The sequence below is a fragment of the Pseudomonas lactucae genome, from assembly GCF_036688725.1.
Classification (GTDB): domain Bacteria; phylum Pseudomonadota; class Gammaproteobacteria; order Pseudomonadales; family Pseudomonadaceae; genus Aquipseudomonas; species Aquipseudomonas lactucae.
This window is the reverse complement of sequence record NZ_JAQQPT010000019.1, coordinates 128425-151434: the sequence shown is the minus strand read 5'-3', so window position 1 is coordinate 151434 and position 23010 is coordinate 128425. Positions and strand designations below refer to the sequence as shown.

6 protein-coding genes are annotated in these 23010 nt (G+C 65.4%); 5 read left to right on the top strand and 1 reads right to left on the bottom strand.

Annotation, left to right across the window (positions count from 1 at the left end; translation table 11 throughout):
• The first annotated feature begins 7 nt into the window (after positions 1-7).
• The 5 genes from V6M90_RS21785 to fhuF all read left to right on the top strand — a co-directional run bounded on the left by V6M90_RS21785 (position 8) and on the right by fhuF (position 21750).
• Complete coding sequence (locus tag V6M90_RS21785) at positions 8-3154, top strand: non-ribosomal peptide synthetase (RefSeq protein WP_332847131.1); 3147 nt, start codon at positions 8-10, stop codon at positions 3152-3154.
• Positions 3155-3202: 48 nt separating this feature from the next.
• Entirely contained in the window at positions 3203-15415 is a 12213-nt protein-coding gene (locus V6M90_RS21780) for a non-ribosomal peptide synthetase (RefSeq protein ID WP_332847130.1), read from the top strand.
• A 1-nt stretch (position 15416) separates the two neighbouring features.
• On the top strand, positions 15417-19475 hold the full coding sequence (locus V6M90_RS21775) for an amino acid adenylation domain-containing protein (protein WP_332847129.1): 4059 nt from the start codon (positions 15417-15419) through the stop codon (positions 19473-19475).
• 72 nt (positions 19476-19547) lie between these two features.
• A complete protein-coding gene (locus tag V6M90_RS21770; RefSeq protein WP_332847128.1) occupies positions 19548-20903 on the top strand; it encodes a lysine N(6)-hydroxylase/L-ornithine N(5)-oxygenase family protein in 1356 nt (451 codons plus the stop codon).
• A gap of 91 nt (positions 20904-20994) precedes the next feature.
• Positions 20995-21750 (top strand): siderophore-iron reductase FhuF, encoded by a 756-nt coding sequence (gene fhuF, locus V6M90_RS21765; protein ID WP_332847127.1) that lies wholly within the window; start codon positions 20995-20997, stop codon positions 21748-21750.
• Between the two features lie 40 nt (positions 21751-21790).
• Here fhuF and V6M90_RS21760 read toward each other — a convergent pair whose 3' ends face one another.
• Positions 21791-22558, bottom strand: a complete 768-nt coding sequence (locus tag V6M90_RS21760) for an ATP-binding cassette domain-containing protein (RefSeq protein WP_078825086.1) — start codon at positions 22556-22558, stop codon at positions 21791-21793.
• Between the last annotated feature and the right edge of the window lie 452 nt (positions 22559-23010).

Genomic DNA, 23010 nt, shown 5'->3' with positions numbered 1-23010 from the left:
ATCCCCGATGAACGATCTGAGCCTTGATTTGACCGTGCAACACACCCTGGCCTTGAGCCCCGAGCAGCGCGCCTGTCTGCTCGGCCACGACCCTGCGTGCCCCGATGCGGGCAGCCACCGTCTGCGCCTCGCGATGACGGCGGCCGATGCGGCGGCGGACCTCCCCACGGCGCTGCAACGCTACGCGGCAAGCCAGCCGATCCTCGCCGCGCGCTGGCTGCAAGTTGCCGGTTTCCGGGGCTGGCGCCAGGCCTTGCCGAATCAGGGCGGCGCGGTGCGTTGGGTGGACCTGGACAGCACGGCGCCCGCCATAACGCTGGGCGAAGACGAAGTGCTGGCGGTCAGCCGCCGAACGCTTGTGGACGGCGCGGTCGAAGTGGAATTCGTGGCTGCCGCACTGGCCCTGGACCCACCGAGCCTGGAACGCCTGGCCGCCGATGTGCTGGCCTTGGCACGCGGTGACACGCCGCTGTCCAGCGAAGTGGGCTATGAACACTACGTGCAATGGCGTCAGGACATGGCTGCCGACGAAGATGCCGCCCAAGGCCGTGCCTATTGGCAACACGCCCAGGTCGACCCCGCCCAGGGCGCCGCCTTGCAGCTGGGCCTGCGCGGCAGCCCGGCGACGGCTCAGGCCGAGCGCCTGAACGTGCGGCGCCAACTGTCGGGGTCACAGCTGCGCGGCGCCCAGGCCTTGGCGGATGGCCTCGGCCAACCCCTGGATTTCGTACTGCAAGGTCTGTGGTGGGCGCTGTTGGGGCGCGTGAGCGACCAACCGAGTTTCGTTGGCGGTTGGCTGCACGATTGCCGTGGCGACTATGACCACTTCGAACACACCTTGGGCGTGTTCGAGAAAATCCTGCCATTGCGCGTCGATCTGGACCCGGCGTGCCGTTTCGCCGACTGGTTGCAACAGGCCGAAGGTCGCCTGGGCGATCATCTCGGCTGGCAGGAATACTGCCCCATCGAGGCGCCGACCAGCACCGCGCCGCTGCTGGCGGGGTTCGTCTTTGAACAGGCACGCCTCGCGCCGGGTCAGGTGCTTGCCTACCCCAACCGACCGGCCTTTGAATTGCTGCTGCACGTGCGTGCGTGGGGCGAAACCCTGCACCTGAACCTTGAAGCCAAGGGCGCTGCCTACAGCGCCGTGGGCCTTGAGGTGCTGCTCGAACAATTGTGCACGCTGGTGGTAACCCTGCCGGCCGACGGCCATATTGCCCTGGCCGACCTGGAGCCGATTGGCGCAGGCGAGCGCGAACGCTTGTTGGCGCTGGCCCCAACTCATCCGCTGTCCAACGGTGAGTGGCTGCCGCAACTGCTGGCCCGGCATGCCCGGCAGACACCTCATGCCATGGCCCTCAGTGATGGTCGACAGCGCCTTGATTACACCACGCTGCAGCAGAAGGTCACTCGCATGGCCGGTTGGTTGCAGGGCCAGGGTGTCGGCGCTGGGCAGTGCGTGGCCATCGAGAGCGAGCGCTCGCTGCAAGGCGTGCTGCAGATTCTCGCTGTCCTCAGCGCCGGCGCTTATTACTTGCCGCTGGAGCCGGCCTGGCCGGAGGAACGTCGTCATGACCTGTTGACCCGCGCCGCGCCCGCCCTGGTGCTGTGCGACCCAGCCTCGAGCAGCGCCCAAGGTCCATGGCCGAGCGCCAGCCTGGAGCAAGCGCAAAACGATGCCGAACTGCCGTTCGTGCCGCCGACGCTCAGCGACCATCAGCTGGCCTATCTGTTGTATACCTCCGGCTCCACCGGCGTGCCCAAAGGCGTGCTCATCGAGCATGGCGCACTACGCAACTATGCGCATGCGGCCTGCACGGCGCTGGGCCTGGAGCCTGGCATGCGCCTGGCCCTGACCAGTCCGCTGACCGTCGATCTGGGCCACACCTTGCTGTTCGGCGCCTGGCAGGTTGGCGCCGAACTGGTGATCGCCGCCCAGGACGATCTCGCCGATGGTGCGGCGTTCAGGCGTTTCCTGCTCCGGGAGCGTCCGGATGTGGCGAAGTTCGTACCGTCGCACCTGGCGGCTTTGCTCGAAGGCGACGCGCCCCTGTTGCCCGGCACCCTCATTCTCGGCGGCGAAGCCACGCCGCGCCGGCTGGTTGAGCAACTGTTCGCCCAGGCGCCGACGTTGCGCCTGTTCAACCACTACGGCCCCACCGAAACGACCGTCGGCGTGCTGTTTCATCAGCTACGCGCCGACGCGCCGGACCGCGACGACCGAGTGCCGCTGAGCCGCGTCCTCGCCGGCAACCGCGTGTACCTGCTCGACGAGCACCTGCGCCTGGTGCCCACCGGCGCCTTGGGCGAGTTGTACATCGGCGGCGCGCAGCTGTGCCGTGGCTACTTGGGTGAGTCCAACGCCGAGCGCTTCGTAGACGACCCCTTCATGCCGGGCCAGCGCCTTTATCGCTCCGGCGATCTGGGCCGGTACCGCGCCGAGGGTGGCCTGCAATTGGTCGGCCGCCAGGACCATCAGGTCAAGTTGCGCGGTCAGCGCATCGAGCTGGGTGAAGTGGAGGCGGCCTTGTTGACCTTGCCTGGGGTTGACCAGGCTGTGGCGCGGCTGTGGGCACCCAGTGAAGGGGCGGCGAGCCTGATCGCCTACGTGGTCCTCACCCAAGGCGTTGCCGACGACGCCTTGCCACCGTTGTCGACGGCCCTGGCCGAGCGCCTGCCCGACGCGTCGTGCCCGACACGTCTGCTGGTCTTGCCGAGTCTGCCGCGTCTGTCCAATGGCAAGGTCGATCGCCATGCCTTGCCCGATCCGGGTCAGCTGGCGCGTCGTCAACCCGCGCGTGCACCGACCAGTGAGCTGGAAGCCAGCCTGCGTGATGCGATGGCCGAACTGCTGGGCTGTCCGCCGACCGCCTTGGGCGTGGATGACGATTTCTTTGATGCCGGTGGCCACTCGCTGCTGGTGATCAAGCTGTTGGCGCGCTTGCGCACGATGTTCAAGCTCGAAGTCCCGCCGGGCGTGGTCTTTGACCACCCCAGCGCGGCCGCGCTGGCTGTGGCGCTTGGCGAACTGGCCGACCCGGCGCGCCTGGAAAAGGTCGCCCGCCTGCGCCGCGAGCTGGACAGCCTCAGCGATCAGGAGCGCGCCGAGTTGCTCGCCAAGGCCCGCGCCGCCAAGGGCCTGGCGGCCCACTGACAATGGGCCGGCGGATGCCGGCCCCCTTTATTCCGGATTGGATTGACCATGACCGATATCGACCGCGATGAACTGCTTGCCCTGCTACTTGATGATGAAGCGCCAGCCGCACCCACCGGGCCGGGCCGACGCACCGAGAATGGGCCGGCGCCGCTGTCGTTCGCCCAGCGTCGCTTGTGGTTTCTTCAACAATACGAAGTGGACAGCCCGGCCTATAACTCGGCACGGGCGCTACGCATTCATGGCCGGCCGGATGTCGCCGCATTGCAGGCCGCCTTGTGTCGGCTGATCGAACGCCACGCCAGCCTGCGCACGCGCTTCGTGCTGGTCGATGACCGGCCGATGCAGGTGATCGAACCTCGTGTGGATTTCCACCTCGAATGCGTGAACCTGCCCGCCGACGCCAACCTGGAAGCCGAACTGCGCCATCGCGTCGCCGTGCCGTTCGACCTCGGCCAGGCGCCGCTGCTGCGCGCCAGCCTGTTGTGCGACGAAGACGGGGCGGTGTTGCTGCTGTGCCTGCACCATATCGTCGCCGACGCCTGGTCCAACCCGCTGCTGATCGCGGACCTGGGCCAGGCCTATGCCGCCGCATTGGGCGGCAACGACCGCGCCTTGCCGAGCCTGCCCCTGGATTACGCCGACTACGCGACCTGGCAGCAGCAACGCTTTGCCGGTGAGGGGGCCTCCGAAGGCCAGGCGTATTGGCGCGAATATCTGGGCCAGGACGTGCCGGTGCTGGAACTGCCCACCGATCGCCCACGCAGCGCCGTGCCACGTCTGGACGCCGCACGCCACGATATTCGTGTGCCGGCTGCCACTGCCCAGGCCGTGCGTGAATTCTGCCGCCAGCAGCATTGCTCGCCCTTTGTGTTGTTGCTGGGCGCCTGGCAAGTGTTGCTGGCGCGCTACAGCGGTCAACTCGACTTCGCCGTCGGCGTGCCCAACGCTGCACGCAGTCATACCCAGGTGCAGGACATCGTCGGTTTCTTCGTCAACACCCAGGTGTACCGCGCCCGACTCGAGCGACAGCTGACCACCCGACACCTGTGTGCCCGCCTGCGCGATGAAAGCCGCATCGCACTCGAACAGGCAGAGTTTCCGTTCGAGTGCGTGCTGGACGGCTTGAACCTGACCCGCGACCTGCATCACACCGCGCTGTTCCAGGTGCTGTTCAATTTCCGCCATTCCCGCGACGCCCAGGCCTTGCATCTGCCGGGGTTGAACGTGCAGGTTCTGGACATCGAACTGGAAAGCGCGCGCTTCGACCTGAGCCTGGACGTCATCGCCAGCCCCGACGGTATTGATTGCCGGTTGGAGTACGTCACCGCGCTGTATGACGCCGCGACGATCGACCGACTGGGTCAGCACCTGTGCCAGTTATTGCAGGGCATGGTCGCCGCGCCCGACAGTGCAGTGTTCAGCCTGCCGCTGATGGGCGTGGCCGAGCGGCAACAAGTGAGCGCCTGGAACGCCACCGAAACCCGCTATGCGCAGTACCCGAGCCTGCCTGCATTGATCGCAGAACAGGTACGTGCCACGCCTGACGCTTTGGCGCTTGTGTACGGCGACACACGCCTGAGCTATGCCGAACTGGACGCGCGCGCCAATCAGCTCGCGCATTGGCTGCAAGGCCAGGGCGTGGGCCCGGATGTGCCGGTGGCGGTTTCGGCCGAGCGTTCGGTGGAACTGGTGGTGGCGTTGCTGGGTGTGATCAAGGCCGGTGGTGCGTATTTGCCGCTGGACCCGGAGCATCCGCGTGAGCGTTTGCAAGGCATGCTCGCCGACAGTGGCAGCCCGTTGCTGTTGACGCAAACCCACCTGCTGGACAAGTGGGCGGGCGATGCCGGCGTGCCGGTGCATGCCCTCGAAAGCTTGCCGCTGGCGACCCAGTTGCAGACGGCGCCGAGGGTCGATATCGGCCCGGAAAACCTGGTGTACTGCCTGTACACCTCCGGTTCCACCGGCAAGCCCAAAGCCGTGGGTAACCGTCACGCCGGCTTGCTCAATCGTCTGCAATGGATGCAGGCCGAATATGGCCTGACGGCCAGCGACCGCGTGCTGCAAAAGACTCCGTACAGCTTCGACGTGTCGGTGTGGGAATTCTTCTGGCCGCTGCTCAGTGGCGCGGCGCTGGTCATGGCGCCACCCGGTGCGCACCGGGATCCGCAGCTGCTGCGCGAGTTGATCGTCGAGCACGGCATTACCACGCTGCACTTCGTGCCGTCGATGCTCCAGGCCTTTGTCTCGGCCGGCGAGTTGCCCGTTTGCACCTCGCTCAAACGCATCATTTGCAGCGGCGAAGCCTTGCCTGCGGAGTTGCAGCGCCAGGTGCTGGCGCAGACGGCCAGCGAGTTGCACAACCTCTACGGCCCGACCGAAGCGGCCATCGACGTCACGTCCTGGGCCTGCCGCGAGGATGGCAGCAGCGTGCCGATTGGTCGTCCTATCGCCAACACGCAAATCCATATTCTCGACGCCGACCTCAACCCCGTCCCGGTGGGCGTGGCGGGTGAGTTGTACATCGCCGGGGTCAACCTGGCGCGCGGTTATCAGGCGCGTCCGTCGCTCACCGCCGAACGCTTTGTCGCTAATCCGTACGGTGCGCCGGGTGCGCGCATGTACCGCAGTGGTGACCTGGCGCGCTGGCGTGCCGATGGTGCGATTGACTACCTCGGACGCCTGGATCACCAGGTCAAATTGCGCGGCCTGCGTATCGAGCTGGGCGAGATCGAAGCGGTGCTGCTCGCCCATGCCAACGTGCAGGAAAGCGTAGTGATTGCCCGCGACGACAAGCTGATCGGCTACTGGGTTGGCGACGCGACCGAAGAGGACGTACTCAAGGCGCACCTGGCGTTGCATGTCCCCGAATACATGGTGCCGTGGCGCCTGGTGCGGCTCGATGGCATGCCGCTTTCGGCCAACGGCAAGCTCGATCGCAAGCAGTTGCCGCAGCCTGAAGGGCAGGCCGCTGCCGAAGGTTACGTGGCGCCGCGCAGTGAGGTCGAGCAGGCCCTGGCGGCTATCTGGGCCGAGGTGCTGGGCCTGGAGCAAGTCGGTATTACCGACAACTTCTTTGAGCTGGGAGGGGACTCGATCCTGTCCTTGCAGGTGATCAGCCGGGCACGTCAGGCTGGTTGGCAGTTGAGTCCGCGCGACCTGTTCCTGCACCCGACGCTGGCAGCCCTGGCCCATGCGGCGCGCAATGCCCGCCAGGGTGCCGAACAGCAGCCGGGCGTGACCGTCGGGCCTGCTCCGCTGACGCCGATTCAGCATTACTTTTTCAGTCAGGAGATTGCACAGCGTCAACACTGGAACCAGTCAGCCTTGCTGCGTCCGCTACAGGCTCTGCAAGCCGAACCCCTGCGCGCCAGCCTTGCCGCCCTGACTGAACACCACGCCAGCCTGCGTCTGCGTTATCAGCAGGACGCCCATGGCACCTGGCAACAGGGCTACACCGAGGTTTCCGATGACAACCTGCTGGTGGAGATCGACGCCTCGGACGCCGAGACCTTTCTTCACGAGGCCGAGCGCCTGCAAACCAGCCTCGATCTGCATAACGGTCCCTTGTTGCGCGCCGCCTTGCTGGCTTTGAGCGATGGCAGCCAACGGCTGTTGATCGTGGTCCATCACCTGGTGGTGGACGGCGTGTCCTGGCGAATCCTGGTGGAAGACCTGCAGCAAGCCTATCGACAGCAGAGCGCAGGCCAGGCGGTGACGCTGGCGCCGGTGGGTGCCAGCTTCGCCCAGTGGGGCGAGCGCTTGCAGGCATTTGCACAAAGCCCGGTGCTGCTTGATGAGCTCGATTACTGGCGCGCGCAGACGCTTGGGCAACCGGCACAAGACCTGGGGTGTGAGGGCCAGGCGGTAGAGCGCCGATTGCGCCTGCCGGCCGAACTGACCCGGCGCCTGCACAAGGAAGCGCCAGGTGCCTATCGCACGCGTCTGGATGAGCTGCTGCTCGTCGCCTTGGCCCGCGTGCTCTGCCGCCAAAGCGGGCAGGCGTCGCTCAGCGTTGCCCTGGAAGGTCATGGACGCGACGCGTTGCCTGCGCCTTACCACGAAGGCTTGAATATCGAGCGCAGCGTCGGCTGGTTTACCAGCCTGTACCCCGTGCGCCTGAGCCCCGGCCTTGGCGACCTGGGGTCGGCGATCAAGGCGGTCAAGGAGCAACTGCGCCAGGTGCCGAACAAGGGCATCGGCTACGGTGCGTTGCGCTACCTCGGCCCGACGTCCGCCCAGGCATTGCTCGCCGAGCAGGCCCCGCCGCAAGTGATGTTCAACTACCTGGGGCAATACGACGCCAGCCTCGATGGCCAGCGTCTGTTTGGCCTTGCCAGTGAACCGCAAGGCCGTCAGCGCGACGATGCCGCGCCCCTTAGCCATGCGTTGACGGTCAATGCGCGCCTGGTTGAAGGCCAGTTGCAATTCGAGGGCCGCGCCGATCCTGGACATTACAGCCCCTCGCAGCTGGAGTGCCTGTTGGACGACCTGCGCGCCGAACTGAGCCTTGTCGCCGCCCATTGCCTGCTCCCCGAAAACGCCGCGCTGACGCCTTCCGACGTGCCACTGGCCGGGCTGACTCAGGCCCGGCTGGATGCCTTGCCTTTGGCCGCGCGCGACGTGGAAGACCTGTATCCGCTGTCGCCCCTGCAACAGGGGCTGCTGTTCCATTCCCTGCAAGGCGATGCCGAATCGGCCTACGTCAATCAGATCGACGTGGTGCTTGAAGGACTCGACCCGCAACGCTTCCTGCAGGCCTGGGAAACCACCGTGCAACAGCACGCCACATTGCGCAGCGTGTTTCTCTGGCAGGCTGAACTCAGCGTGCCGCTGCAAGCGGTGCTGCGCCGTGGCCCGGCCGTGGCGCAACTGCATGACGCCCGCGGGCTCAGCCAGCAGGCGCTGGACGAGTGGGCCAACGCCGAACGCGTGCAAGGTTTCGACCTGGCGCGCTTGCCGCTGCAACGGGTGCAACTGTTACGCCTGGATGCCAACCGCTGCCGCATGATCTGGACCTTCCACCACATTCTTCTCGATGGCTGGAGCAGTGCGCGGCTGATCGGCGAGGTGCTGCAACATTACGCGGGCGAACGCCCATTGGCGCCGCGCAGTCAGTATCGCGACTACATCGCCTGGCTGGGTGCCCAGGATGGACTGGCGGCCCAAACCTACTGGCAAGCGCGCCTGGCGACGATGGAGGGCCCGACCCTGCTCGCCGAAAGCCTGCCAGGCCGGGATACCCAAGGGCTTGGCGACGCGATCGGGCATGGCGTGATCCGCAGCGGCCTGTCGGTTGCGGACAGCCAGCGCCTGCGCCAGTTCGCCCGCCGCCAACGCGTGACGCTCAACACCCTGGTGCAAGGTGCCTGGGTCCTGCTGCTGCAAACCTATACCGGGCAATCATCGGTAGCCTTTGGCGCGACAGTCGCGGGGCGCCCCAGCGCGCTGGACGACGCCGAAGCCGTGGTGGGCCTGTTCATCAACACCGTGCCGGTGATCGCCACTGGCGACGCGGGCCAGGTGGTGGGCGACTGGTTGCGTGAACTGCAAACCCAAAGCGCCGAGGCGGGTGAATTCGAACACACGCCGCTGGCCGATATCCAGCGGTGGGCGGGGGTGAGTGGACAAAGCCTGTTCGACAGCCTGCTGGTGTTCGAGAACTATCCGGTCGATCACGCCATGCGCCAGCGCAGCGGCGTACGTATCGAAGCGTCGAGCACGTTGGAAGCGACTCACTACCCGCTGTCGCTGGCAATCTTCGCCGGTGAAACGTTGGACATTACGTTCGGTTACCGCCGAGATGCGTTCGCCACCGCCCGCGTCGAGGCCCTGGCCGGGCATCTCAACAGTCTGTTGCTTGGCCTGATCGCCGATGCTCACCAGCCGTTGGCCGCGCTCAGTCTGCCGACTGCTACCGAACACACTCAACTCATGGCCTGGAGCGCGTCGGACTACGTGCCGCCGGCGTTCGCCAGCGTGCAGCAGCGTATTGCCGCCCACGCGGCGGCAGACCCGCAGCGCGTGGCCCTGATCTGTGCCGGCCAGACCCTCACCCGTGGCGAGCTGGAGCAACAGGCCAACCGCCTGGCCCACCTGTTGATTGCCCGTGGCGTCTGCGCCGAAACGCGCGTCGGCGTGGCCTTGCAACGTTCCAACCGGCTGTTGGTGGCGCTGCTGGCGGTGGCCAAGGCCGGTGCGGCATTCGTGCCATTGGCGTTGGACTACCCCCGCGAACGCCTCGGCTATGTGCTGCAAGACAGCGGCATGCGCCTGCTGATCACCGAGCAGATGGCCCTGGAGCGCCTGCCCGAAGCGCCGGGCCTGGCGTTGCTCGATCTCGACACGCTGGACCTGGACCGCTACAGCGACCAGGCCCCCGACGTCGAGGTGCACGCGCAAAACCTCGCGTACCTGATCTACACCTCAGGCTCCAGCGGCACCCCCAAAGGGGTGGCCGTGGCCCACGGCCCACTGGCCATGCATTGCGACGCCACCGCGCCGTTGTATGACATGAGCGAGGAATCCCGTGAGTTCCACTTCATTTCCTTTGCCTTCGATGGTGCCCATGAGCGTTGGCTGACGGCGTTGACGTGCGGCGCCAGCCTGGTGCTGCGTGACGAAGAGCTGTGGTCCGCGGGGCGTACCTTGCAGGCATTGGCGGACCATCAGGTCACCAACGCGGGCTTCCCACCGGTCTACCTTGGCCAACTGGCTGTCGAGGCCCAGGCCCAAGGCAGTGCGCCGGCCTTGGATCTGTATTCCTTTGGCGGCGAAGCCATGCCGCAGGCCAGCTTCGAGCGCATCCGCCAGACCCTGGCGCCGCGTACCCTGATCAATGGCTACGGGCCGACTGAAACCGTGGTCACTCCACTGGTATGGAAAGTGCCGGCCAGCCAGGCCTGCCTGTCGGCTTATGCGCCAATCGGCCGTCCTGTTGGCGACCGCCGCGCCTACATACTCGACGCACGCCTGCAGCCGGTGCCGGCCGGGGTGAGCGGTGAGCTGTACCTGGGCGGCACGGGCCTGGCTCGTGAGTACCATGGCCGACCGGGGATGAGTGCCGAGCGTTTTGTGCCCGACCCCTACGGCGTGCCCGGTGCGCGCATGTACCGCACCGGCGACCGTGTGTTGTGGGGCAGCGAAGGGGTCATCGAATACGTCGGTCGCATCGATCAGCAGATCAAGATTCGCGGCTATCGCATCGAGCCCGGTGAGATCGAGGCGCGCATCCAGCAGCACCCTGAAGTCGAGACCTGCGTGGTGCTGGCCTTGCCGTCGCCGACCGGTCCGCGGCTGGTCGCCTATGCGGTGGCGACCCTCTCGGCGGATGAGCCGAGCCTGGAGTCGCGGGTCAAGCAGGCGCTGGCCGGGCAGTTGCCGGACTACATGATTCCGGCGCGACTGGTGTGGTTGCCACGCTTGCCGGTCACCCCGAACGGCAAGCTCGACCGGGCCGCGCTGCCGACCCCGGACTGGCAGGTCCAGGACGGCGAGTTCATTGCGCCCAGCGGCAAGGTGGAAACCCTGCTGGCCGACCTCTGGCAACAGTTGCTGGGGCATTCGCAGGTCGGCGCGACCGACAACTTCTTCGAGCTGGGCGGCGACTCCATCGTCTCCCTGCAATTGGTGGGGCGTGCGCGTCAGGCCGGCGTGATGCTGACGCCCAAGGATGTATTCGAACAGCAGACGATCCGGGGGCTGGCCCAGGTGGCCAAGGTTCAGGAACATGTCGAGCAGGCACAAGGCCCGGTCACGGGGGCTGCGGCATTGACGCCGATCCAGGCCTGGTTCTTTGAAAGCCCGATCCATGCGCGTCAGCACTGGAACCAGTCGGTACTGTTGCAACCGCGAGAAGCCTTGGATGCGACGCTGCTGAGTCGTGCATTGCAGGCGTTGGTGGAGCATCACGACGCCTTGCGCCTGCGCTTTACCCAGGACGCCGACGGCCGCTGGCAGCAACACCACGTCGAGACGGCGTCGGTGCCGCTGGATCAGGTGCAGGTGACGGACGCGGCACAATTGACCAGTGCCTGTAGCCGCATTCAAGCCGGGCTGAACCTCAGTGAGGGGCCGTTGCTGCGTGGTCTGCTGCTCGAGAGTGCGCAGGGGCCGCGTTTGTTGCTGGCCGCGCATCACCTGGTGGTGGACGGTGTGTCCTGGCGCATTCTGCTGGAAGACCTGCAACGCGCCTATCGCCAGCTGCAGGCGGGCCAGCCACTGGATTTGGGTCACAAAACCACTGCGTTCCAGCGTTGGGGCGAAGTGCTCCAGGCGCAGGCTCCCGCGCGTGAGGTGGAGCTGGACTTCTGGCGTGCCACTCAGGCAATCGGCGTGACCAGCCTGCCCTTGATGGATGAACTGGGCAGCCGTCGCCGCGACCAGGTGCGTGAATGCCAGGTGCGCCTGGACGAGCCACTGACGCGCCAATTGCTGACCCAGGCGCCACAGGCCTATCGCAGCAGAGTCGATGAGTTGCTGCTCACCGCGCTGGCCCGTGTGGTCCTGCGTGCCACCGGTGGCGAAAGCCTGCTGGTCGGCCTGGAGGGCCATGGCCGTGAAGCCCCGGCCGACTTCAGCGATGTTGACCTCAGCCGCAGCGTGGGCTGGTTCACCAGCCTTTACCCGGTGCGCCTGCAAGCCGACCCGTCCGCGCCGGCCGGCGCGGCGATTCGGGGCATCAAGGAGCAACTGCGCCAGGTGCCGGATCAAGGTATGGGGTATGGGATCCTGCGCTACTTCGGTGAACCGCAGGTGCGTGCCGAACTGGCTGCGGGCGCGCAACCGTCGATCACGTTCAACTACCTTGGCCAGACCGACCGTGGCCTGGATGCACAGGGGTTGTTCGGCATCGCACCTGAGCGGGGCGGTGATGACCAGGCGGCCGATGCGCCGCTGGGCAACGAGCTGATCATCAATGCCCAGGTGCGCCAGGGCGAGCTGCACATGAACTGGCAGTACAGCGGCGCGCGGCTGGCGTCGGCCTGGGTCGAACAGTTGGCGCAGGCATGCCGTGCCGAGCTGCAAGGCTTGATCGAACATTGCCTGAGCCCGGACGCGCAACGCTTCACGCCCTCGGACTTTCCGTTGGCAGGGGTGGACCAAGGCACGCTGGAAGGCCTGCTGTTGCCCGCCGACACCGAGTTGCTTTATCCGCTGTCGCCGTTGCAGCAGGGCATGTTGTTCCACGCCTTGCAGGCCCCGGACGAAAGCCACTACCTCAACCAGTTGAGCCTGGCCATCGACGGCCTCGATGCTCTGCGTTTCAAGCAGGCGTGGGACACTACCGTGGCGCGGCATGACGTGCTGCGCACCCGCTTCCTTTGGGAAGGGCTGAGCCAGCCGCTGCAAGCCGTGCTTCGCAGCGTGCCGTCGCCGGTGCGCCTGCTCGACTGGCGCGAGCGCGCGGACCGCGAAATCGCCGTCCAGACGCTGGCGGAGCAGGAGCGTAACGAGGGCTTCGACCTAGGCACCGCGCCCTTGCTTCGGGTGCTGTTGGTACGTCTGGGCGAGCAACGCTATCAGCTGATTTTGACCAGCCATCACCTGTTGCTCGACGGCTGGAGCTCGTCGCGACTGATCGCCGAGGTGTTGCAGCACTACCGGGGCACGCCGCCTGCCGAGGTGGCAGGGCGTTTCGTCGATTATGTGCAATGGCTGCAACAGCGTGATCTGGCGCAGCGTCAGGCGTTCTGGCGCGAGCGCCTGGTCGATCTGGATGAACCGACCTTGCTGGTCAACACCGTGACCGGTGAGGGCGAGGGGGTTGGTCACCGCCAGCACCATTGGCAATGCGATACGGCAATGACCGCGCGGCTGAGCGCCATCGCCCGCCGCGAGCGCGTGACCCTGAACACCTTGGTGCAAGGCGCCTGGAGCCTGTTGTTGCAGCGCTACAGCGGGCAGGCCACGGTGGCCTTCGGCGCTACGGTGGCGGGCCGTCCGGCACAGTTGCCGGACTCCGAACGCACGCTGGGGCTGTTCATCAACACGTTGCCGGTGATTCAGACGCCACCCGCTCAGCAGCCGTTGGGCGAATGGCTGCGTCAGTTGCAAGCGTTCAACAGTACGCTGCGCGAACATGAACATACGCCGTTGTTCGAGATCCAGGGCTGGGCCGGGCAGGGGGGCCAAGCGCTGTTCGACACCTTGCTGGTCTTCGAAAACTACCCGGTGGAGCAGGCCCTTGGTGAAGCCAGTGGCTTGCGTTTCTGGCCCGTGCAGCGCCACGAAACCACGCACTACCCATTGACCCTGGTGATTCATGCCGGCGCGCAGTTGCAGATCGAATTCAGCTACCGCCAGGATGCCTTCGCCGCAGCCGATATAGCCCGTTTCAGCGAACACCTGGCTGGTTTGCTGGAGCAGTTCGAAGACAGCAGTCGTCCGTTGGCGAGTCTGACCTTGTTGAGCCCTATCGAGGTGCGTCAGATCGATGCCTGGAACGCCACCGAAACCCGCTATGCGCAGTACCCGAGCCTGCCTGCGTTGATCGCCGAACAGGTATGTGCCACACCTGACGCTTTGGCGCTGGTGTACGGCGACACACGCCTGAGCTACGCCGAACTGGACGCCCGCGCCAACCAACTCGCGCATTGGCTGCAAGGCCAGGGCGTGGGGCCGGATGTGCCGGTGGCGGTTTCGGCCGAGCGTTCGGTGGAACTGGTGGTGGCGTTGCTGGGTGTGATCAAGGCCGGTGGCGCGTATTTGCCGCTGGACCCGGAGCATCCGCGTGAGCGTTTGCAAGGCATGCTTGTCGACAGTGGCAGCCCGTTGCTGTTGACGCAAACCCACCTGCTGGACAAGTGGGCGGGCGATGCCGGCGTGCCGGTGCATGCCCTCGAAAGCTTGCCGCTGGCGACCCAGTTACGGACGGCGCCGAGGGTCGATATCGGCCCTGAAAACCTGGTGTACTGCCTGTACACCTCCGGTTCCACCGGCAAGCCCAAAGCCGTGGGTAACCGCCATGCCGGCCTGCTCAATCGCCTGCAATGGATGCAGGCCGAATATGGCCTGACGGCCAGCGACCGCGTGCTGCAAAAGACTCCGTACAGCTTTGACGTGTCGGTGTGGGAATTCTTCTGGCCGCTGCTCAGTGGCGCGGCGCTGGTCATGGCGCCACCCGGTGCGCACCGGGATCCGCAGCTGCTGCGCGAGTTGATCGTCGAGCACGGCATCACCACGCTGCACTTCGTGCCGTCGATGCTCCAGGCCTTTGTCTCGGCCGGTGAATTGCCGGTTTGCACCTCGCTCAAACGCATCATTTGCAGCGGCGAAGCCTTGCCCGCCGAGTTGCAGCGCCAGGTCCTGGCGCAGACGGCCAGCGAGTTGCACAACCTGTACGGCCCGACCGAGGCGGCCATCGACGTCACGTCCTGGGCCTGCCGCGAGGATGGCAGCAGCGTGCCGATTGGTCGTCCTATCGCCAACACGCAAATCCATATTCTCGACGCCGACCTCAACCCCGTCCCGGTGGGCGTGGCGGGTGAGTTGTACATCGCCGGGGTCAACCTGGCGCGCGGTTATCAGTCGCGTCCGTCGCTGACCGCCGAACGCTTTGTCGCCAGCCCGTACGGTGCGCCGGGTGCGCGCATGTACCGCAGCGGCGACCTGGCGCGCTGGCGTGCCGATGGTGCGATTGACTACCTCGGGCGCCTGGATCACCAGGTCAAGTTGCGTGGCCTGCGTATCGAGCTGGGCGAGATCGAAACCGTACTGGTGAACCATGAGGCGGTTCGCGAAGCGGTCGTGGTTGCCCAGGGCGACAAGCTGATCGGTTACTGGGTCGGTGAGGCCTGTGATGAAGCAGCGCTTAAATTTCACCTCGGCCAGCACGTTCCTGACTATATGGTGCCGTGGCGATTGATGCGGTTGCCGGCGATGCCGCTCTCGGCCAATGGCAAGCTTGATCGCAAGCAACTGCCGCAACCCGAGGGGCAGGGCGCGCCGAGTGGGCATGTGCCACCGAGCAGCGAGGCTGAACGGGCCCTGGCGGCTATCTGGGCCGAAGTGTTGGGCCTGGATCAGGTTGGGGTCACCGACAGCTTCTTCGAGCTGGGTGGGCACTCGCTGAGCGTCATGCAAGTACGCGCCCAATTGCAGCAACGTCACGGCTGTCACCTGCCGATCAACGCCTTCTTCGATCACGTCACCGTGCAGAAGCTGGCCCAGCAACTGCCGAGCGATTTGTTCGCCGCGGCGGTCGAGCATCGTGAGCGCCTGGATGACATGGCGCGCTGGCTGGATGAATTCGAGGTTTGAGATGAGTATCGATCCGCACCAAATCGCTCGGCGTTTCGCCGAGCTGACACCTGAGCGGCGCCAGGCCTTCCTCGCCAAACTCGAGGAAAACGGTATCCGCTTCACCGATCTGCCCATGGTCGCGTTGCCGCGACCGGACGTTTCGCCGTTGTCCGCCGCCCAGCGCGGCCTGTGGATCGCCTGGCAGCGCGAGCCCGACAGCCCGGCCTACAACCTGGCGGGCGTGCTGCGCCTCGGTGGTGTGTTGGACGTCGACGCCCTGGAGCAGGCTTGCAATGATTTGCTCGCCCGCCACGAAGCGCTGCGCACCTCGTTTATTCAGGACGCCGACGGCGAGCCTCAGCAATACATCAATCCCGTGCGGTTTCAGGCACTGGCGTGCCTCGAACCGGACGAGCAGGCCTCGCAGCAGCGAGCCCGGACGCTGACCTGCGAGCCATTCGACCTGCTGGCCGGACCGGCAGTGCGCCTGGAGTTGCATCGCCTGGGCGCGCAGCAGCATCGGCTGGTTATCGTCCTGCACCACATCCTCGCCGATGGCTGGTCCATCGGCCTGATCATCGAAGACCTGGCCGCGGCCTACGCCGCGCGCTGCCAGGGGCAGGCGGTGCAATGGTCGCCGCTGGCCGTGCAATACGCCGATTACGCCGGTTGGCAGCAACGCTGGCTGGATGCTGGAGAGCAGGCCCGGCAACTCGATTATTGGCGAAAGCAACTCGGCGACGATCACACCCCCCTGGCGCTGCCGCTGGACCGCCCGCGCAGCGCGGTTCGCGACCCGCGTGGGGCGAGCGTGCGCGTGCAATTGTCGGTGGACACCAGCGAGCGCTTGCGCAACCTGGCCAAGGCCAACGGTGCGACCACCTTTATGGCCATGCTGGCGCTGCTCAACCTGTTGCTCGCTCGCCAGAGTGGTGCCGACAGGGTCTGCATCGGCTCGCCGCTGGCCAACCGCACCCGCGCCGAAACCCAGCGCGTGGTGGGCTATTTCACCACCCTGAGCGTGTTGAGCAACCGCATCGACGAGTCAGGCAGTTTTATCGAGCTGCTGAATCAGGTGCGCGGCACCTTGCTCGAGGCTCAGGAACATTCCCAACTGCCGTTCGACCAACTGGTGCAGGCCCTGGCGCCACCCCGTGAGGCGGGTACGCATCCGCTGTTTCAGGTCAAATGCACGGAGCAATCGGCCAGCCGCCCGCAGCGTTTCGCCGACCTGTCCATGAGCCTCGACGGGCTGGCGGCGGGCGAAGTGCATTTCGATCTGAGCGTGGATTTCACTGACCGTGCCGATGGCATCGAAGCACTGATCGCTTACGCCTGTGATCTGTTCGACGACGAGCGCATCGAGGGCCTGGCCGAGCGTCTGTGCGCACTGGCGGATACCGTCAGCCGGGCGCCGGGCCGACCGTTGCTGGAACTGGCCGTCGCACCCATAGACCGCGACGATGCCCCGGCAATCGCCGCCGAAGATGTGCTTGACGCCTGGCAACGCCAGCAGCGTCTCAACCCTGACGCCGCGGCCTTGACCTGCAACGGCGCGACCTTCACTCGCGCACACATCGACCACGCCGCCGATGCCCTTGGCCAACATCTGCTGGCCCGTGGCGTCGGTCCCGGTGCCAGAGTGGCGCTGCTGACCGGACGCACGCCGGAACTGGTGGTCGGCATCCTGGCGGTGCTCAAGTGTGGCGCTGCCTATGTGCCCATCGATTTGCGCTGGCCGGCCGAACGTCGTGCGGCGGTGTTGGCCGACAGCGGTGTGTGCCTGGCCCTGGGTGACAACCCCCAGGTGCCCGGCCTGGACTGGCTGGCGCTGGACCTGAACCTGCCGACGCCTTCGCTGCTGACGGCCTGGCCGGTGCAGGTGCCACAGTTGCCGGCCTATTTGATCTACACCTCGGGTTCCAGCGGCACGCCCAAGGCGGTGGTCGCCAGTCGCGGCAACCTGGCCGCGTATATCGCAGGGCTGGGCCAGCGTCTGCAATTGCCGGCGAACTGCAGTTTTGCCATGGTCTCGACGGTGGCCGCCGACCTCGGTCATACGGTGCTGTTCGCCGCCCTGAGCCAGGGTGGTGTGCTGCACCTGGCCGCCGATGAGCAGGCTTTCGACCCCGACGCCTTTGCCCAGTGGCAAGGCGAGCAGGGCGCCGATGTACTGAAGATCACTCCCAGTCATTTGCAGGCCTTGCTTAACGCCCGCGAACCGGCTCGAGTCCTGCCACGGCACACCTTGATCCTCGGCGGCGAAGCCACTGCCTGGCGGCTGCTTGATGAAATTCGCCAGCTTGCTCCGCACTTGCGCGTGTTCAACCACTACGGCCCCACCGAGACCACGGTGGGCGCGCTGTGCCAGGACGCCGCCAAGGTAGATCGCCTGCGCGCTCGCACGTTGCCCATCGGCACTGCGCTGGCGGGCGGCCAGGCCCGGGTCCTGGATGCTTATCTGAATCCGGCGGACCGCGGCGTAATGGGCGAGTTGTACCTGGGCGGCCCTGGTGTCACCCAAGGGTATTCGGGCCGACCGGGCTTGACCGCCGAACGCTACGTGCCGGACCCGTATGGCGCGCCCGGTGCGCGCCTGTATCGCAGCGGCGATCGCGTGCGCCGCCTCGACGATGGCAGCCTGGAGTATCTGGGCCGCAGCGATGATCAGGTGAAAATTCGTGGCTACCGGGTCGAGCCGGGTGAAGTCAGCACCGCGATTCGCCATCTGGCCGGGGTGCGCGACGCGGCGGTGATCGCCGTGCCCGGTGAAGACGGTGGCGACCAGTTGCAGGCTTATCTGGTGCTCGCGGCCGGGACTACGCTGGACACCGTGCGACAGTCCTTGGCGACCCAATTGCCGGACGCCTTGGTACCGTCCCACTGGACCGTGTTGGAGCAACTGCCCCTGACGGCCAATGGCAAGCTTGACCGTCGCGCCTTGCCGACGACGCCGACCCCCCAGCCTGTGAGGGAGGGCCCGCGCGGTCCGGTGGAACAGGCGCTGGCGCAGTTATGGAGCGACCTGCTGGGGCGTAGCGATATCGCGCGCGACGCATCGTTCGGCGAACTGGGCGGTGACTCGCTGCTCAGCCTCAAACTGCTCGCGCGCATCCGCAAGCAGGGCCTGCAAGGAGAGCGCAAGCTGACCCTCGCCGACTTGCTCAATGCGCCGAGCCTCGCCGCGTTGGCCGAACGCTTGGCTCCGCCGCCGGTGGCCGACCCGGAGGTGGTGTTTTTGTCGCGTTCGGGCGCCGGCGTGCCGCTGTTCTGCCTGCCGGGGCTGATCGTCAACAGCAGCGAATTCAAGCCGCTGGTGGACGCCCTGGGCGGCGAACGGCCGGTGTATGGCTTTGTCAGCCATGTCTATACCGAGCAACGCTGGCGTGGCTATGACTTACCCGCGCTGGCCGGTGAGTACGCTGACTACATTGCCCGCACCGTCAAGGGTGGACGCTGCGCCTTGCTCGGCTGGTCATCCGGAGGCGAGTTGGCCCTGGAGACCGCGCGCTTGCTGCAAGGGCGCGCCCATGTCGATTTCCTTGGCTTGGTGGATGTGTTCGAGTCGGTGCCATTCCATCCACAGCAACCGCTCGACAAGGCCGCGCGCGCCCAGGCGCAGCCGCTGCTGGAAAGCTGGTTGGCCCGCTCGGCCATGGCCACTCAATGGCGGGGGTTGTTCGCGCTGATGGACGACGCTGAGCGCGATGCCCTGGCCGGATATGTGCTGGCGTGCGACGGGCAATTGCCCTGCGACGGGCCGGATTTACTGTCTCGGGAGTTCGAGCAGTGGGCGTTGCTCGACAAGCGATTGAAAGCTGCCCGACAGGTGCATGCGCCACTGGCCATCGATGCGCATGTCTGGCAGGCCGACGACTCCCTGACCCGCAGCGAACGCCTGCGCGACTGGAGTGCCTTGGTCAACGTCGTCGAGCAGCGCTGCGTGGCGAACGCGCACCACCTGGACATTATCCGCCACCCGCAATTCATGGCAGAGCTGGCGCGGGCCTTGGCGGCCCTCGAAGCCGGCAAGCGAGTGGAGGGCGCTGGATTCGCCAAGGCCGCGAGCGTTTTCTGAAAACACCTTATCCGGCGGCCGGTCCTGATGTTCCGGCCCGCTCTCCCACCCTCTCTGGAAGGAATCGGTCACATGACCCAGCACCTCACCCCGACGGCTCCCCACGACCTGATTGGCATTGGCTTCGGCCCTTCCAACCTGGCCCTGGCCATTGCCTTGCAAGAGCGCGCGGAGCAGGGCGGCAAGGCCTTCGATGCGCTCTTCCTGGAGCGCCAGAGCGACTATAACTGGCACGGCAACACCCTGGTCGCCCAAAGCGAACTGCAGATTTCCTTCCTCAAGGACTTGGTGACCCTGCGCAATCCGTCCAGCCGTTTCTCGTTCGTCAATTACCTCAAGGTCCATGGTCGGTTGGTGGACTTCATTAACCTGGGCACGTTCTACCCGTGTCGCATGGAGTACAACGACTACCTGCGTTGGGTCGCTACGCAATTCGCCGAGCAGAGCCGTTATGGCGAGCAAGTGCTGCGCGTCGAGCCCGTGGTCGAAGTGAGCGGTCGGGTGCGGCACCTGAATGTCATCAGCCGGAACCTGCAAGGTCACGAAGTCAGCCGCCAGACCCGCTCGGTGATCGTCAGTACCGGTGGCACACCGAAGGTTCCCCAGGCGTTCGCCGGCTTCAAGGACGACCCACGGGTGTTCCACCATGGCCGTTACTTATCGGCCATGGCCACCCAACCGTGCACCCGTGGCGAGCCGATGCGTATCGCCGTGGTCGGTGCCGGCCAGAGCGCCGCCGAGGCGTTCATCGACCTCAATGACAGCTACCCGAACTTGCAGGTCGATATGATCCTGCGCGCCGGTGTGCTCAAGCCTGCTGACGACAGCCCGTTCGTCAACGAAATCTTTGGCCCCGATTACACCGATCTGGTGTTCAACCAGCCGGAAACCGAGCGCGAGCGGCTGATCCGCGAGTATCACAACACCAACTACTCGGTGGTGGACCTGAACCTGATCCAGCGCATCTACGGCATTCTCTATCGGCAGAAAGTCTCCGGCATCGATCGCCACGGTTTCCTCTGCCGGCGGACCATCGACAGCGCCAGTGAAGTGGATGGTCGCGTGCAATTGCAACTGCGCGAGCTGGACACTGGCGGCACCGAGACGCGGCGCTACGACGCGGTGATCCTGGCTACCGGCTACGAACGTCGTTCGCATCGCGAATTGCTTGCCCCACTCCACGACTATCTGGAAGATTTCCGGGTCGATCGCGATTATCAACTGCTGGCGCGCCCTGCACTGGAAGCACCGGTCTTTATCCAGGGGTTCAGCCAGCAGTCCCACGGCCTGAGCGACACGCTGTTGTCTGTCCTGCCGGCGCGCTCCGGGGAGATCGCCGCTGCCCTGGAAAAGCGACTGGAGGGCATTCAAGCGCCCCAATCGGCCCCTGAAACGCGCCGCGCGGTCGGTCGAAGCGTCTCGGCCTGATGGGCTGAATATTCACAGCCGATCGGGTATGCTGGGTAAATGATGTTGTTTCTCGTTTGTCAATTTCTATGAACAAGGGTGCCAGGGGCTGATGATCGACGTGCTTGCACCATTGTTTCGTGGTGATTTCGAGTCCTACCGTGACGTGTTGGTGCTGGCCGACGATCCTCGTCCGGCCATCCCTTACCAAAGGCTGTTGGCGCCCGACGCTTTTGACGACTTGCAAGGCCGCTTCGGCCAGCGCTACGACGGCAGCGACCGCCGTGCCTTGGTGTCGTTGTGGGCCAAGCACTACATCGTCAAACTGCTGCCACCCGTGATGGGGGCCACGTTGTTGTTGCGCTGGCGTCTGCCGCTGTCCCTGGCCGACACCGCCCTGATGCTGAATGAAGAGTTCCTGCCCCAGGCGTTTCGCCTGATAGGCAAAGGCGAGCCGTTCGCGGCCGAGGTAAGTGATCCGTTCGAGCTGTTCTCGGGCTTGCTGGACGATCACTTGCAGCCGCTGTTCCAGGCCATGGCCAGCCAGGTGAAGCTTTCGCCCAAGGTGCTGTGGAGCAATGCCGGCAACTATTTCGAAAACCTGCTCAACCTGATGGCCAAGGCCGGCATGCCCGCCGAACGCTTGGCGCCAGGCCGCCTTTTGCTGGAAACCAAGACCCGCCCCGACGGGCGCCGGAATCCGCTTTTCCAGCCTGTGCAGTATCTGCCCATCATCGATGAACAGGGTCAAGCCAGCCTGCGCCGCGAGCGCAAGGTCTGCTGCGTGCGCTATCTGTTGCCTGAGCTTGAGCTATGCGGCAACTGTCCCCTTAAGGTCAAACCATCCGGCAAGCTGGCTTGTGTCTGAGGGCTAAAAAGGCCGGACAAGCCGCGATCGGGTCGAATCGTCAGTAGTGAAAACTGATCGCCGAGCCATCGCGCGGGTGCGGCATGACGCCCATGCTGATGCCATAGATGGACTCCAGCACTTCACTGTTCATCAAGTCCGCCGGTGGACCCTGGATCAGTAACCGGCCGCTGTGCAACGCCACCAGGTGGTCGCAGTAACGTGCAGCCATGTTGATCTCGTGCAGTACCACGACCACGCCCAGGTCCAGCTTGTGGCTCAGCTCGCGGATCAATCCCAGTACCTCGACCTGATGCGCAATGTCCAACGCCGAGGTGGGCTCGTCGAGCAGCAGATAGCGGCTGTTCTGTGCCAGCAGCATGGCCAGCCAGACCCGCTGGCGTTCGCCACCGGAGAGGTTGTCCACCAGGCGGTCGGCATAGGCGGTGGTGTGAGTCAGTTCCAGAGCCTGTTCGACCTGCGCGTGATCCTCCTCGCTCAAACGCCCCAGGGCGCCATGCCACGGGTAGCGGCCAAAGCGCACCAGTTCGCGCACAGTGAGGCTGTCGGCGGCGGGCAGTTGTTGCGGCAAGTAGGCCACCTGCCGTGCGAAGTCGCGGTTTTTCCAGGCCGACAACGGCACGCCATCGAGCGTTACCGTTCCCCGGCTCGCGGCTTGCTGGCGGGCAAGCAACTTGAGGAGGGTCGATTTCCCGGAGCCGTTATGCCCGATCAAGCCGATGATCTGACCATGGGGCAGGGTCAGGTCCAGCGGGTGCAGGAGGGTGCGCTCGGGGATTTCGAAAGAGAGAGCCTGCAACTCGAACATTGGAAGTCCTAGGGTAAAAAGACACTAATCTAGATCAAACAAGAAGCATTATCAAAGATTGTGTGGCGCGCGTGGGAGCGGATGGTGTGTCACACCAACCGACCTTTGCCCGTGCAGCGGTTTATGCGTGGGGCCAACGGGTGATATTCGGCAGTCGCCGGTTCGCTGGGCGACACCTGCCCCTGCCACCTGCGCAGCTGACTTGCAACGCACCGACCCTCTCAGTCAGCAAAAAAGCTGAGCCACCGAAAGCAGGCAAATCACCTGGGCAAACAGCTGTGCTCGAATTGGATGTTTCATCGACGTGACCTCATTGACAACTGCTGGCTTCAGTGCCTTAGCCAATCTACCTACACGCGCCAGGCCACTCAAAAATTGAGGTGCCGTCCTGGCTCGCCAACAACACACGCAGTTGTTCTAGACAGTATAGGCGCTCAAGTGCATTCGTCATG

Coding starts and splice junctions, on each gene's coding strand:
- V6M90_RS21785 (WP_332847131.1), top strand. CDS start 8: ATGAACGATCTGAGCCTTGATTTGACCGTGCAACACACCCTGGCCTTG.
- V6M90_RS21780 (WP_332847130.1), top strand. CDS start 3,203: ATGACCGATATCGACCGCGATGAACTGCTTGCCCTGCTACTTGATGAT.
- V6M90_RS21775 (WP_332847129.1), top strand. CDS start 15,417: ATGAGTATCGATCCGCACCAAATCGCTCGGCGTTTCGCCGAGCTGACA.
- V6M90_RS21770 (WP_332847128.1), top strand. CDS start 19,548: ATGACCCAGCACCTCACCCCGACGGCTCCCCACGACCTGATTGGCATT.
- fhuF (WP_332847127.1), top strand. CDS start 20,995: ATGATCGACGTGCTTGCACCATTGTTTCGTGGTGATTTCGAGTCCTAC.
- V6M90_RS21760 (WP_078825086.1), bottom strand. CDS start 22,558: ATGTTCGAGTTGCAGGCTCTCTCTTTCGAAATCCCCGAGCGCACCCTC.